Origin of the sequence: Enterococcus pernyi, from assembly GCF_045371165.1 — a bacterium.
Classification (GTDB): Bacteria; Bacillota; Bacilli; order Lactobacillales; family Enterococcaceae; genus Enterococcus_B; species Enterococcus_B pernyi.
On record NZ_JBIQDM010000003.1, the window covers coordinates 29142 to 43200 of the forward strand.

14 protein-coding genes and 1 other RNA gene are annotated in these 14059 nt (G+C 39.9%); 13 read left to right on the forward strand and 2 right to left on the reverse strand.

Features of this window, described 5'->3' with window-relative positions; genetic code table 11:
• From ACH0AK_RS04690 to ACH0AK_RS04725, 8 genes are all read left to right on the forward strand, one after another.
• A partial coding sequence (locus ACH0AK_RS04690) for a MucBP domain-containing protein (RefSeq protein ID WP_499796753.1) occupies nt 1-654 on the forward strand: 654 nt, incomplete at its 5' end.
• Between the two features lie 30 nt (nt 655-684).
• Nucleotides 685-1245, forward strand: coding sequence for a hypothetical protein (locus ACH0AK_RS04695; protein WP_023519595.1), 561 nt, complete (start codon nt 685-687; stop codon nt 1243-1245).
• A 46-nt stretch (nt 1246-1291) separates the two neighbouring features.
• Nucleotides 1292-1465, forward strand: coding sequence for a hypothetical protein (locus ACH0AK_RS04700; protein ID WP_023519596.1), 174 nt, complete (start codon nt 1292-1294; stop codon nt 1463-1465).
• 74 nt (nt 1466-1539) lie between these two features.
• Nucleotides 1540-2730, forward strand: a complete 1191-nt coding sequence (locus ACH0AK_RS04705; protein WP_153829872.1) for a hypothetical protein — start codon at nt 1540-1542, stop codon at nt 2728-2730.
• Between the two features lie 147 nt (nt 2731-2877).
• The gene (locus ACH0AK_RS04710) at nt 2878-5838 is read left to right on the forward strand and encodes a BspA family leucine-rich repeat surface protein (RefSeq protein WP_226076610.1); all 2961 of its coding nucleotides are present in this window, start codon (nt 2878-2880) and stop codon (nt 5836-5838) included.
• A 129-nt stretch (nt 5839-5967) separates the two neighbouring features.
• On the forward strand, nt 5968-6417 hold the full coding sequence (locus tag ACH0AK_RS04715) for a hypothetical protein (RefSeq protein WP_404852097.1): 450 nt from the start codon (nt 5968-5970) through the stop codon (nt 6415-6417).
• A 24-nt stretch (nt 6418-6441) separates the two neighbouring features.
• Nucleotides 6442-7005, forward strand: a complete 564-nt coding sequence (locus tag ACH0AK_RS04720; RefSeq protein WP_023519601.1) for a hypothetical protein — start codon at nt 6442-6444, stop codon at nt 7003-7005.
• Nucleotides 7006-7010: 5 nt separating this feature from the next.
• Complete coding sequence (locus ACH0AK_RS04725) at nt 7011-7382, forward strand: hypothetical protein (RefSeq protein ID WP_023519602.1); 372 nt, start codon at nt 7011-7013, stop codon at nt 7380-7382.
• A gap of 88 nt (nt 7383-7470) precedes the next feature.
• Here ACH0AK_RS04725 and ACH0AK_RS04730 read toward each other — a convergent pair whose 3' ends face one another.
• The gene (locus tag ACH0AK_RS04730; RefSeq protein WP_023519603.1) at nt 7471-9861 is read right to left on the reverse strand and encodes a PBP1A family penicillin-binding protein; all 2391 of its coding nucleotides are present in this window, start codon (nt 9859-9861) and stop codon (nt 7471-7473) included.
• Nucleotides 9851-10492 (reverse strand): Holliday junction resolvase RecU, encoded by a 642-nt coding sequence (recU, locus tag ACH0AK_RS04735; RefSeq protein ID WP_010735547.1) that lies wholly within the window; start codon nt 10490-10492, stop codon nt 9851-9853. The genes ACH0AK_RS04730 and recU overlap by 11 nt, the downstream gene beginning before the upstream one ends.
• A gap of 64 nt (nt 10493-10556) precedes the next feature.
• Here recU and ACH0AK_RS04740 point away from each other — a divergent pair, with 64 nt between their 5' ends.
• From ACH0AK_RS04740 to ACH0AK_RS04760, 5 genes are all read left to right on the forward strand, one after another.
• Nucleotides 10557-11096 carry an SLOG family protein gene (locus tag ACH0AK_RS04740; RefSeq protein WP_010735546.1) on the forward strand — a complete coding sequence of 180 codons (540 nt, stop codon included), beginning with the start codon at nt 10557-10559 and terminating at the stop codon, nt 11094-11096.
• Nucleotides 11097-11185: 89 nt separating this feature from the next.
• Nucleotides 11186-11599, forward strand: coding sequence for a cell division regulator GpsB (gpsB, locus tag ACH0AK_RS04745; protein WP_023519604.1), 414 nt, complete (start codon nt 11186-11188; stop codon nt 11597-11599).
• 18 nt (nt 11600-11617) lie between these two features.
• Nucleotides 11618-11989, forward strand: an RNA gene (gene rnpB / locus ACH0AK_RS04750) — RNase P RNA component class B.
• A gap of 297 nt (nt 11990-12286) precedes the next feature.
• Entirely contained in the window at nt 12287-13456 is a 1170-nt protein-coding gene (locus ACH0AK_RS04755) for a THUMP domain-containing class I SAM-dependent RNA methyltransferase (RefSeq protein ID WP_010735544.1), read from the forward strand.
• An 81-nt stretch (nt 13457-13537) separates the two neighbouring features.
• Nucleotides 13538-14005, forward strand: a complete 468-nt coding sequence (locus tag ACH0AK_RS04760) for an ASCH domain-containing protein (RefSeq protein ID WP_023519606.1) — start codon at nt 13538-13540, stop codon at nt 14003-14005.
• The last annotated feature ends 54 nt before the right edge of the window (nt 14006-14059 follow it).

Here is a 14059-nt window from a genome sequence, read left to right on the forward strand (position 1 = left end):
GTGAACCACGAATATATCGGTGATCCGACTATGAATAGCAGTGAGCGATTCACAGACGTAGGAAATGTGGGCGATCGCTTTGAGTTGACACCTAGAACGGAATCCGGTTGGCGAGTAAAAGGTGAATTGCCACAAGTGACAGTGACGGAACAAGCACAAACGGTAACGATCCAATACGAGCGTAAAGTTGGCGGTCAAGTAGTCGTCAACCACATTTTTGAGGAAGCACCTGAAAAAAATCGAATGGACATTCTACTTGGACGTTGGGGAGAAGCTTTTAAGGCGGAGCCAATGCAAATAGCTGGTTGGGAAGTGAAAGAAACCATCGGCCAACCTACAGGTGTATTTACAGATGAGGAGCAAGAGATAAATTTCATCTATGTTAGAAATGAGGAGCAGCCGATACCAGAGGAAGACAAACCTAATGATAATAAGGAAAAGCACCCTGAAACAAAACCGGTGGACCAAACAACTGACAAAAAAACTTCAACTAAAAAGAATGATGGGGTCGCAATCAGAAGAAAAGAAGAGAAGCGTTCGCTACCAAGATTGAATAGTCAAGCAGGAATTTCCTTAACTGTAGGAGGGACGTCAATCGTTGCATTTGTCTTTTGGAAACAACTAAACAAGCGAACTAAATGTAAAAACAAATGATACCAATCATTGGCTTAAAGGAGGAATTTAATGATCACCAATGAACAGCCTGATCCAGAGGTAAAATCGCTGCAAAAAACATCGTTGAAAACACCTAAATATGGTTTTATGGGACTAAAATATTTAGGAAGATTTGTCGTCAAGGTGACGAAGATGATCAAAAATAGAATCACAAAAAAGAAAGAAAAAGAGCAATCACCTTTAGAAGCATCTGCTAACACGACAAAGGCAACTAAAAAACAACCTGTCAAGCTGGAAGCTACGAAAGAAAAAGCGCCTGTTGTAAAAAATATCGCAACAAAAACCAATCGGAATCTTTTTCAGTTTTTATACAAATTAGGAGCGAACTTCATGAAGTTTGATCTATTAAAGAGTATAAAAACACTCGGAATCGGAGCTACATCTTCACAACGAAGAATTAAATCAGCCGAAGTCAAGTCAGAAAAAGCGGTAAAACAACAATCCGTTGCTAAAGTCAAAAAATTAAGTTTTGCTACAGTAAAAAAAGAGGCGATCAGTAAAAGTAATAAAATCAATCAATTATCAAAAAATAATCAGTTAACAAGAAGACCATCATTGCAAAGATCATAAGGAATTTTCATGATCAATTTGAACCATCCTGATTGGAGGAGAAAGAATGGAACATGAGCGTATGAGTGATGAACAACGAAGAATCGGCCGCGAAACTAAGCGAATCCAAACAATGAAAAGGATAGAAGAAAACAAGAGAGAGCAAGAACGCGTTTATTTGGAGAGTGTTCGATCGTCAGAGGGATTCAAACGTTCGTTACTAAAGAAAAATAAAAAATAGGAAATAAGTCATTTTGTTCATAAATAATTTCGCAAAGACAGATAAAGGATTTCTTTAAGAAAGTGGGAATGATAATGGATGCACAACTCGCAAAATTAAACCAAAAAATTGCACGTATAAAAGATATCAATGATCCTGAATATGATCGCTTAGTAGCAGAGAGAAATAAGCTGCGACAACAAATCACTGCACAGAATGAAAGACAGTCAACCGCTACATCTAGTACCTCTATAGCTACTGAGGTAAAATCAGACCCTGAGAAGATTGAGCAATTAACGGAAAAAATCTCACGGAAACAAGCCCAAATAGACCGCCTCAAAGATTTGAGTGATCCTCGCTATGAACAATATGAAGCGGAGAAAGCACAGTTGATTCAAGAAAGAGAAGCAGAAAGACTTAAATCAGATCAGGGTAGTAAATCGACAAAAAGAATAGACGTATCTAACCAAATGAAAGAGACGGCACCAATCGTTCAAGCAGATTTAAAACAAGCCAAAAAAATGATCCATCATGAACTTGACGATCAATTTGAAAAATTATCTGTTTTTTTTGATCAATATAAATTTCAGTATGATTCAGCAAAAGATGAAAAAAATATCAATGAGTTAGGTGATAAAATCGCAATGCATAAAAAAAGATATGACTTGAAGATGGATGCTAGTTTCAAGGATTCGGATTTTTATGGCAGGTTTAAACAACATCAAACACAAAGTGAATTAGCACTTGGTAATTTCATTGAAAACTGGAAAGAAAATCAAGGATACTATCGAGATACTCATTCCGTTTTTGAAAACATCCATGAATTAAAAGAAACAATTATAAAAAATCATAGTTTAGAGAAATACAGTATGAAAGTCATCACGAAACAAAATGAATTAACCGAATTACAAAGTAAAAAACAGCGAATCAATTTTTTTAGTAAGTATATTTTTAACCGCGCAAAATATCGTCAATTAAAAAATCAGATCAGTGAATTGAAAAATGACTTAAATATCGCACAAAAAGCTCGATTACTAGCCATGAAAGGCGATTATTCAAAGGCAGAGGCTTTATTCAATGTGAGTGATCGCACGGGGACGTCTCATGAAGTGAAGCAACGAAGACTGACGCAAAAAACATTAACACCTTCCTTAGCGACAAATATCGCCGGTCCCAGTAAGCTACAAAACAAAATGGAAGCAAGCGTAAACAAATCAGCAGAAATCATGCAACGTAAAAGTTCAGAGAAATTGCGTAGTTCTTCCCCTAAAGAGCAACGCGCATAAAAAAAGTATCTCTAATCGCTAAAAATTTTATCGATTAGAGATATCAATGATTAATTGTCTGATGAATAGTCACGTTGTTAATTTATAAGAACTCTAACAAAGAAAGAATATTCGCTTGTTGCAACAGCTAAAAGTTAAGGAGTACCAATGAAAAGCAAAATAAATAGTAAAAAAATAATCATCTTAATGACTGTATTAGTAATTCTTTTGACCCATCTACCTTTTCATTTTGCCTATGGATCAGAAACTAGTGAACTTGCACCCGAAAGCCAAAATGATCCAAGTTTAGGAGTAGAGAGAAATGCAACAATCACATTTGAAACAAGCCCTTCAGAAGGTGGTAGACCTAGTTATATACCTCATATAACTCCGCCAGGGGGAGATTTATTATACACTATCAGTGCAAATCCGAACCAAGGGTTTCGTTTTGTTCGATGGGAGCTAATCAACGGATGGAATGCTTCGATAGGCAATCTAAATGCAGAAACAACAAGTCTTACTATCTCTACTGATGGCCCTATAGGACCACCAGTGCATGAGACGATAACGATACGAGCAATATATGAGAGGGTTTACAATTTAACTTTCCAATCTTCTCCAAATGCTGGAGGAAATCCAAGAGCGGATCAAACAATACTGGCACAAGGTGAAACGACCACGATCCATGCCAACGTTTCGAATGGATATCGCTTTGTTCAATGGGAACTTGTTTCTGGAAACACGACTATCGCAAACCGAACGAGTCAAAGTACATTCATTACGATGGGGGCAGGAGATTCGTCCATTCGAGCAGTCTATGAACAAATCACTCATAGTGTGAGTGTGCAGGCCAATCCAACGATTGGTGGAAATCCTACGGTTTCAGCTTCATCCGCTGCCCAAGGAGCAACCATCAATTTGAATGCGAATCCAGCTGTCGGATATCGGTTTGTCAATTGGCAGTTTCTAACCCAAAACGGAGCGACGATTACAAACAGTAATCTTGCGAATACCAGTTTACGAATGGGTACTGGACCTGTGAGCGTTCAAGCCAATTATGAACGCTTGCAACAAGGCAGTGTCGTCGTAAGGTATGTGGACGAAGAGGGTAATGAGATATCTCAAAGCGATATTTTAACGGGATTTAGCGGAGAAGCATATCGTACAGAAGCAAAAGAAATCGAAGGGTGGGAATTGCTTGTTGCACCGGAAAATGCAACAGGGGTTTTCACGAATGTTGAGCAAATAGTCACCTATACTTATCGGAAGAACCAGCAGTTATGGGGAACTGTCCCTTGGGAATATGACGAGGCAACGAAAACGATCCATTTGTATGGTGGAATCGGTGGATCGGTCCCAGAAGCGCCATGGAAAAGCCATTCCGAAGTTGAAACGATCATTGTCACCAACGAGGTATTTTTACCGGAAAATAGCGCATCTCTTTTTAACGGAGCAAGACAGTTAGAAAGTATTGAAGGTGTAGGGAATTTTAATACATCTAAGGTAACGAATATGGATGAGATGTTTGCCCATACTTTGGCGCTAAAAGAGCTAGATATTAGTCAATGGGATGTGTCTAATGTAACTAGCATGAGTCACACATTTGCTTGGATGACCAATTTAAGAAAGCTAGATGTCAGTCAATGGGATGTGTCAAATGTGACAACGTTGACTCATGCATTTGCGTGGACATCCAACCTTGTTGATATAGATGTTAGTCAATGGAATGTTGGTAAGGTTTCTAGCATGAGCAATTTATTTATGTCTTCCTCTTCGCTAGCTGAATTAGATTTGAGCAATTGGGACACAAGAAATAAAAATATCAGTGGCATGTTCTATCTTGCATCAAGACTTTCATCCCTTAAATTAGGAGAAGAATCAGTTATCGGAAATACCAGCTTACGAAATATCGTTCCTACAGCGGAGTATACAGGACGATGGGTGCTTGAAGAAAGTTTGGATAGTTCAGTTCGAACCATCGCGTTTGAGAATTCAAACGAATTTATGGCAAATTATGACGGAAATCATCCAGGAACTTATGTATGGGAGCGTTCTCGTCCGGAAGAATTAGTGGCAGCATTAGAGCCATTAAGTGACCAATCAACAGCAATCACTGGCTGGATGACAGAAGTAACGGATAATCGAACGATCACCTATCAAAATACAGCGGGACAAACGGTCACTGTAACTAAAGAATCACCGAGGATCAAGTGGGGAGATTACCAAGATGCAGATCAACGGATTCGACAGTTTGAGATACCCTTAGCAGAAAATGAGCGTTTAGCAACAGACACAGAGGTAACGCTCACTGTTGCTAAACCATCCGTCGAAACAACTGGTGATTTGACGATTGACAAAAAGGTAATCAAAGGTCTCGACTACACTGCAAATCACTTCACTTTGGAGCGTAAGAAGTTAGAGGCATTAACCAGTCAAGCAGAACTCCATGAATTGATTCTGAAGGAAAGTCAGGCAACAGCACACGATGTTTTGACACAGGACGATCGCAGTCAGGAAATTAAAATCGTGGCTACAGATTTAACCAAGGATGAAGTGGACGATGGCACGTATTTCGCTACATTTCAAGTAGGGAACAAAGCCTATCAATTTACAATAGGCATTGATGTTAATTCGAAGATCCATCATCTAAAAGTTTCCATACCGACGAAAATGGTGTTCGAATCCCTCTACCAAGGCGAGGAAACTAATCGTGAATTTGTTAGTCCAGATTACGAGATCCGTAATCATTCAGATCTTTCTGTTGATACGTATGTAAATCAGTTCATTATTGAAGATGATGCAGGGGTCACCTTGTTAAGGGAGGATGAAAATCCTTTAGATCACGCGCCATTGCAAGAAGGACAACCGAAAAACTTCTCTGATATCAAACAACCACTATTGGAATTACAGTTGATGTCTAATGAAACCAAAATTTCTTTATATGGACGAAGAAGTGAACAACGCTTGGCACAAGTTGCACCATACTCAAGTGTCCCTTTCCATTTGACCGGTCGATTTTATGGGCCCTATCCTAAGTGGATCTCGGAAAGTGACAATGAACAAGGGGGTTATTATCAAGATTCATTCGTTCCTACCTATCGTATGATTTTACGATTTGTTCCCAGATAGAGGGCATAAATGTACGAGATAAAAGAATGATAATAACTAGGAGACGTTCAAACAATGAGTAAAACAAAACGAAGGAATCAACAAAAGAAACGACGGAAGAACGGCGTCTTATTATTGTTTGTTTTTTTAATGGTGATGGCTGTTGCTAGTTGGTATTGGTTTAGTCACGAAGGACCCACTCCAGTTATCAGCGCGGATTTGTTACCTGAAATCGGTGATGCGAGTGATCTACGGATTTCTGAGCGTGCGCAAGAACTAGCAGATGCAAATTATTTCACCTTGCAGATCAACCCAGAAGCAGTTTTCGAAAATGGCAGAAGTCGTGGATCGTTCGAAATCGTCAATCCTGGCACGAATGTTTATCCGATTGCGGTCGATATCACGATCAATGATACGAAAGAAGTGATTTATTCTTCTGGCGCGATTTATCCCAATCAATTGATTGAAGAGGTGTATTTGAAGCGACCTTTAGAAAAAGGAGAATATCCTGCAACAGCGACAGTCAGTATCTATGATCCAGAAACCAAAGAAAAACAAGGCGTAACCGAAGCAGAAATTAGCATATTGATAAAAAATTAATCCAATTTAAGTGAGGCTACCTAAATGAAAAAAGCAACAAAATTAGTATTAAGCATTCTAACAATTACAGGAGTATGTATTAGTGGAATTACCGCTTTTGCTAGTCCAGTCCAAACCATCGATGGGCGAGAAGGCGCAACTTCTGGAGATATCACTATAAAGGGGATCATCGGTGAATTTGATAATACAAAGCCTGGTCCAAATCCAGAAAATCTCGATCAATGGATCAATGTGACCCTACCGACGACAGCTATTTTCCGGACAACAGAAGAATCTGAGCATAAAAAGATTACTTCTCCGGCTTATCACGTGACGAACCATTCTGCGCTAAGTGTGCGAGCTTCCGTTTCAAATGTGACAGAAGTCAAAGAAATGAGCGAAGTGGATCGACTAATGATCAATACGATCGAATTATTTAAAGACGGAGTTTCGACAGTTGCAGCTACGCCTTTATTCACCTTATCTGGTAATGAGGGGAATCATACGGTTGGTAACTTCCGATTTAGTGGGGATGCGGCACCGAAAAATGCTTCCGTAGAAAGTAATCCGAGTTTTAAACTAGTATTAAATTTTGCAGTAGAGGATTAAAGTAAATGGAAAATCTACTATCAGATAGTAAGATGAGGAAGTCTAGAAGTAAAAAATGGCAAATTTTATCGGTACTACACATACTTCTTATTATCAGCTTATCCTTTTCAACCCTAGTTAAGGCAGAAGAGGTGCAATCCACTCACAATATCAGAGTATCTGGTACGATTGGATCGACTGTTGAAGAAACAAAAGAAACAAATAAGCATCAGACACTAGTCGCTGATCTTTCTGCGATCACTCAAAAAAATCTACCGGAAACTGGAACAGTAGTAAATCAACGAATCGTTTTCTTAGGCTATCTATTGATTGGAATTTCTGGGGGAGTATTTTTGTTTTGTAGGAAACAAAAATATCCTATTGAATACTTTAAATGATCAAGCTAGTAGGGCAATGATCATTGAAAAATAACAGAAAACGAGTAAACAAAAAAGCCATCCGCAGAGGATGGCTTTTTTCTATTGGTCAATCACTACTGTTTCTTGACGAAGCTCGAGTAGAAGGTGCAGTTCGTGTCCCGCTGTCACCGCCAGCAGCATTTGTATCTTCAGAGCTTGATGGCGTAGCAGAGGATTCAGGTGGTGCTTCCTCGCTAGAAGAGGCTGGTGGTTCTGTAGAAGGCACACTACTTGGTTCAGTTGGTTCACTACTTGGTGGTGTCGACTGTTCAGAGCTACTAGGTTCAGTCGTTGAGCTTGTAGAAGTCTCAGGAACAGTTTCACTAGTTGAAGAGTCTGGAACAGGAGTTACAGGGACGACCGCAGATGAAGAAGGAATCGTCGTTGAAGGCACCGTAGCGTTTGAATTGCCAGATGATGATGCATTTCTAAAGAATAATTCACCACCAGAACGGTACAGTCCGCTAGGCATCGTCCAATCCGTATTTGTCACATTTGCGGAGACAAATTTCATCAATTCGCGATAAACATCTGAAGCTACATCTGTTCCAGTGGAAGTGATCGGAGTCATTTTATCATTGTATCCCGTCCACACAGAAATTGCATAATTCGGTGTGTAACCAGCAAATAAAATATCTGGATAAACGCCCGTTGAGGTACCTAACTTAGCATATTCCTCGTCCGTATAATTAGATGTTCCTGTTTTACCTGCTTGAATCAACCCTGGGATTGCGGCATTCGTACCAGTTCCGCGAGTAATCGTATCTTTCAAGATGTCAGTAACCATATACGCTGTTTCTTCAGACATCGCTCTCGTTCCTTCTGGTTCAAACGTTTCTTCAGTGCCATCTTGGAAAACGATCCGATTAACGTATTGTGGTTTATAGTAAGTGCCACCGTTTGCTAAGGCAGCGTATGCTGCGGCCATTTTTTCAGAAGAAGCACCGTATTTTGTACCATCTTGTTGTTCAGTATTACTTGAAATCGCATTTGACTGATGGATCGTGCTATATTCGATCCCTAAGCTACTCAAGAATTCTGCGACTTTATCTGCGCCAACTTCATTGAAGAGCTTGACTGCCGGGACGTTTCTTGAAAGGTATAACGCTTGGCGCAAGGTGACCATTCCCATGTAACGGTTGTCCCAGTTCGAAACAGGAATAGAAGTTCCTTCATAATTGTAAGGTGCATCGGCGATCAATTTGCCAGTAGAATAGTTCAATTCTTCAAATGCTGGCGCGTAGTCAGTGATCGGTTTCATGGTTGAACCAAAGTCACGAGAGGTATTAACAGCCAAGTTATTACCTAAAGCGACATCATCCGGAATGTTTCTTCCACCGATCTGCGCGGTGACTTGTCCAGTATTGACATCGATCAACGTAGTGGCAACTTGCATTTGATCATCTGGATATGCAACGTATTGATCTGTATTCACTACATCATATAAGTGTTTTTGGGCATTCAAGTCTAAGTTCGTATAAATATCTAAGCCATCGGTATAGACATTCTTGTCTGTTTTAGCATGGACTTCATTGATGACCTCTTTGACATAATTGTCGACGATCCGTGTATTAGTGTCTTCTTGGGTTAATTCTTGTAAACCATCCGTGATCGGTGTGTTGATCGCTGTATTGTACTCTGTTTGAGAGATTTTTTCGTTTTGGAGCATCGTGTACAAGACAGTGTCACGACGTTTTTTTGCTTGCTCTGGAAACTGGTAAGGATCATAAGCTGACGGTGCTTGAGGCATTCCTGCTAAAAGCGCGGTTTGCGGTAAATTCAATTCGCTTAATGTTTTTCCAAAGTAAGATTGAGCCGCTGTTTCCATGCCATAAAGACCGTTAGACATATAGACTTTATTGACATAATAGGTCAATATCTCTTGTTTTGATTTCGTTTGTTCCAGTCTGACAGCCATCCAAGCTTCTTGGGCTTTACGTCTGATTGTTTGGTCTTCGGTACTAGTTGAGAAGAAAGAGAGCTTGATCAGCTGCTGAGTCAACGTACTACCACCCTGTAAGCCGCCAGATGTAAAGTTGGATAATGCGGCACCGATGATCCGAACAGGGTCGACACCGATATGTTTGTAAAATCTTCGGTCTTCGACTGAAACGATGGCATCTTCAAGTGTCTTTGGCAGTTCGTTGGCAGAAATTTTCTCTCTTTTTTCCGCCCCTAGATCCTCAAACAACTCGCCATCTTTTGTATAAAGTTTTGACGAAACTGTTGCATCCAGTTTTTCGTCGGTCAAAGCAGGAGCATCTTTGGCATAAAACCAAAAAAGTCCGACCCCTGCGAGAAAAGCGACACAGATCAAGGAAAGACCAATTAAAAGAATACGTGTGATCAATCCTTTTCGATCTTTTCCAGTGCCTTTTTTCGTTGATTGTTTTCCTCTTTTCTTTGGAGAAGAAGAGGAGGTGCTTCTTTTAGAAGATCTCGTTTGATTAGTTGGCATTCTTTGGTTCTCCTTCATTAGATTCTAAGTACTGGTCGATTGCTTGCAAGTATGGAACACGAGGGGCAAAGCCACTTGGAATCTCGATTCCTAATTCTTCGATCAATGAAAGCGGCAAGGATTTTCTTCCTTGTGTCTGTTGTTCGTGCCAATAGTGGATTAAATGTGTACTATCTAAATAAAAACAACGCTGTAAGGTAGAAAACCATAAAAGGACAAAACAGATTCCTCCTTGTTTTTGACAAGCTTCCATATGTGAGATTTGATGGGGATGAAAATTTTTAAATGGAAATGAAGTTTTGTTTTTTGTCTCTTTTGCTTCAAAATCCAAATAGAAACCTCGATAGACACCGTTATAATCAGTTGTGGAAGCTTGTGTAAAATAAGCTTCTTTAATGACAGCGGCACTACGTCGAGGGTAGTCAACTTTTACGATTTGAACCGGTGTTGGCTTTTTATGGATAACGGCCATTTGATGTGCCAGGTAATACTCGTTGCTTTCATTGATGGCTTCTTCAAATCGCATCCCGCGATTGCCAAACTCCGTATTTGGGTTCCTTTTTACTTGTTTTTTTTCTTTGGACGAGGCATCCTTGATATAAGGACGGCCATTTGGATAGCGTAAAACCATGATCGAATCACTCTCCTAGGCCACATTATAGCAAAAAAGCACAGAGAAAGAAAAGGAAACTGGAATGGATACAATAAAAGTAATGTATATCTCTGGTTATCGCAGTTTTGAATTAGGCATATTCAAAGATAATGACCCTAAAATGACAGTTATTAAAAAAGTTTTAAAAAATGAATTGACTCAATTAGTGGAAGAAGGATTGGAATGGGTGATCATCAGCGGTAACTTAGGTGTCGAATTATGGGCAGGTGAAGTCGTCGCTGAAATGAAGACGGATTATCCAGAATTGAAGCTTGGGATCATTTATCCGTTTGCAGAGTTTGGCAATGGTTGGAATGAGAACAATCAGGAAAAGAAAAGACTGGTAGAACAGCTTTCTGACTATCGTGAGTCGGTGAGTCATCAACCCTATCAATCACCAAGTCAACTAAGGAATCATACCCAATTTATTCTACAACACACAGACGGGACCCTATTGATTTATGATCCAGAATATCCTGGAAAAACAGACTATTTTTTTAAGGATGCACAAAAATATCAAGGGAGTCATCCTTATGAGATTCGAACCGTCAGCATGGATGATTTGCAAAATTTTAGTGAATAAAATAATATAGTGTTTGATTTATCAAGTCTTTTCCGATACAATAAAAAAGTAGAAACGTTAATACGTAAATGAGAACTAGAGGTGTAAATATGGCGAATTTGATTTATAGTCCTAAAGACATTTTACAACAAGAATTCAAAACAAAAATGCGCGGATATGATCCGATCGAAGTGGACGAATTCTTAGACAATATTATCAAAGATTATGAGAATTACAGCAAACAACTCCTTGCTTTACAAGAAGAAAACGATAAATTAAGTGCAAAAGTCGCTCAATTATCGAAAAACCAAGGAGCAGCTCCAAGTCGTGCACAACAAACAGAAACTCCGAAAAGTGCGGCAGTAACAAATTTTGATATTTTAAAACGTCTATCAAATCTTGAACGTGAAGTATTTGGTAAAAAATTAGATGCACAAGCAGGAAATGTTCCACCAGTAACACCTAATCCAAACAACTATACAACAACAAACGAAGATGACAACGAAGCAACACGTCAGTTTTAAGCAATGAATCGATTTGTGGTTTTCGGGTAATCGCGGTCTGGCTTTGACCAGACTGAGGAAAGTCCATGCTCGCACAGGCTGTGATGCCTGTAGTGTTCGTGCTTAGCGAAAAAATAAGCTAAGGTACTCTTTTTAGAGTAACGGCAGGAAAACAAGCTAAGGTTTCGGCTATGCTTCAGTATCCTTGAAAGTGCCACAGTGACGAAGCGAACGAGGAAACTTGTTCGGTGGAACGCGGTAAACCCCTCGAGCGAGCAACCCAAACAACGGTAGGGGCGCTTTTTGTCGGGGAATCAGAACGAGACAAAAGGGCAGTTGATCTGCAGATAGATGGTTACCGCTTTGTTTTTTCTCCCTGGAAAAACAAAGTACAGAACATGGCTTATAGAAAACCACATCTTCAGGGAATAAATCGTTAGGCGAATAACAGCCTACAAAATCAGTACTAACAATAGCTTTTTCCTACGTCAAGCCTTTTCACATAGAAAAGATCGGATGTAGGGGATTTAGAAGAGGGTGTGACGGAAGCGCACAGCTCCAAGAATTAAGCAGCAACATACGAAAATAGCTTATCGTATTTTTGGGTGTTGTTGCTTAATTTCTAAGGGCTGCTTCTGCCACACCATTTGTTTGATTATAGAGGACGAAGATCATCATGCCTCTTTTTTGATTGATAAGGAGAATACAATGGATAAAAATAGAGAATTCAATTTAATAGCGACAGCGGCAAGTGGGCTAGAAGCATTAGTAGGAAAAGAACTTAGAGATCTTGGCATCGAGTGCCAAGTCGAAAATGGTCGTGCGCGTTTCAAAGGGACGATGGAAACGATTGCTACAACCAATCTATGGTTACGTACAGCAGATCGTATCAAGATCGTCGTGGGTGAATTTGATGCCCGTACGTTTGATGAATTGTTCGAGCAAGTCAAAGCGTTACCATGGGAAGATTACCTTCCATTAGACGCCTCTTTCCCGGTTGCAGGAAAATCAATCAAATCGACGCTTTATAGTACACCAGACTGTCAAGCCATCACTAAGAAAGCAATTGTTGAAAGACTACGTACGTATTATCATCGTCCGTCTACTGTGCCATTGACAGAAACCGGTGCACATTTCCAACTAGAAGTTGCTTTACTGAAAGATCATGTGTTAGTGACCCTTGATACAACTGGTCCAAGTTTGTTCAAACGCGGTTATCGCTTAGAAAAAGGTGGTGCCCCATTAAAAGAAAATATGGCAGCAGCTTTAGTGATGTTGACGAACTGGCGAAAAGATCGTCCGTTTTATGATCCCGTTTGTGGTTCAGGAACACTGTGTATCGAAGCTGCACTGATCGGTCATAATATCGCCCCTGGTTTCAATCGTGAATTTGTGTGTGAGACGTGGGATTGGTTCGATCCGGCTATCATGGAAAAAGTTCGTGCAGCAGCAGAAGAACAGGCAGATTATGATATCGAATTAGATATCACTGGGTCTGATATCAATGGTCAATTGATCGGTATCGCCAGAGCCAATGCGGAAGAGATCGGTTTAGGAGATTCCATCACTTTCCAACAACGGGCAGTGAAGGACTTCAAAACGGAAAAAGAATACGGCGTGATCGTTGCTAATCCCCCTTATGGTGAACGCTTAGGTGAAGAAGAGTCTGTTCGTCGTCTCTACAAAGAAATGGGTGAGGTCTTCCGACCATTGAAAACGTGGAGTAAGTACATCTTGACAAGTGATTTAGCATTTGAAGAATTTTACGGACAAAAAGCAACAAAAAAACGTAAATTATACAATGGTGCATTGCGCACAGATCTGTTCCAATATTGGGGAACTCGGCCACCAAGAAAAGAACGGACTGAAAACGAATAACTAGGATATAAGTATGGACACCTAAAAACCATGGTTGGGACTTTAAGACCTTTGACCCTATGATTTTTGGAGGAATTCAAAATGAATGAACAAGCAAAAAAGTATTGGAAAGAATTTTGGCAAGGTGAATTCCCTCCAACAAATGTTACGGCAGAGCAGTGGGGGTGGGAAGGGACACCGATGGCAGATGAATTGGCGGACTTGATTTTAAAGGGGATCAAAACGGCGTCATGTTCATCATACGATGAATGCCTGTATTACGATGAAGCCCCGTTGTCTAAAATCGGCAGTTATACCATTGTTTTAAATAGTAAAGACGAACCTGTAGGCATCATAAAATATACAGATATGACGGTAATGCCAATGAATGAAGTAACAGAAGAAATTGCCCGTGCTGAGGGTGAGGGTGATTTGAGCTATGATTACTGGTATAAAGTTCATAAAAAATTTTTTAGGGAGTTACTGCCCCAAATTGGAAAAGAATTTTATGAAGAGATCCCCCTTGCTGTTGAACGGTTTGAATTAATCAACGCAAAGGAAATGTCGTAAAAGTAAGTGAGCGATAACTATTGGATAAATGATAACTAGGATAAGTTGGAGGAT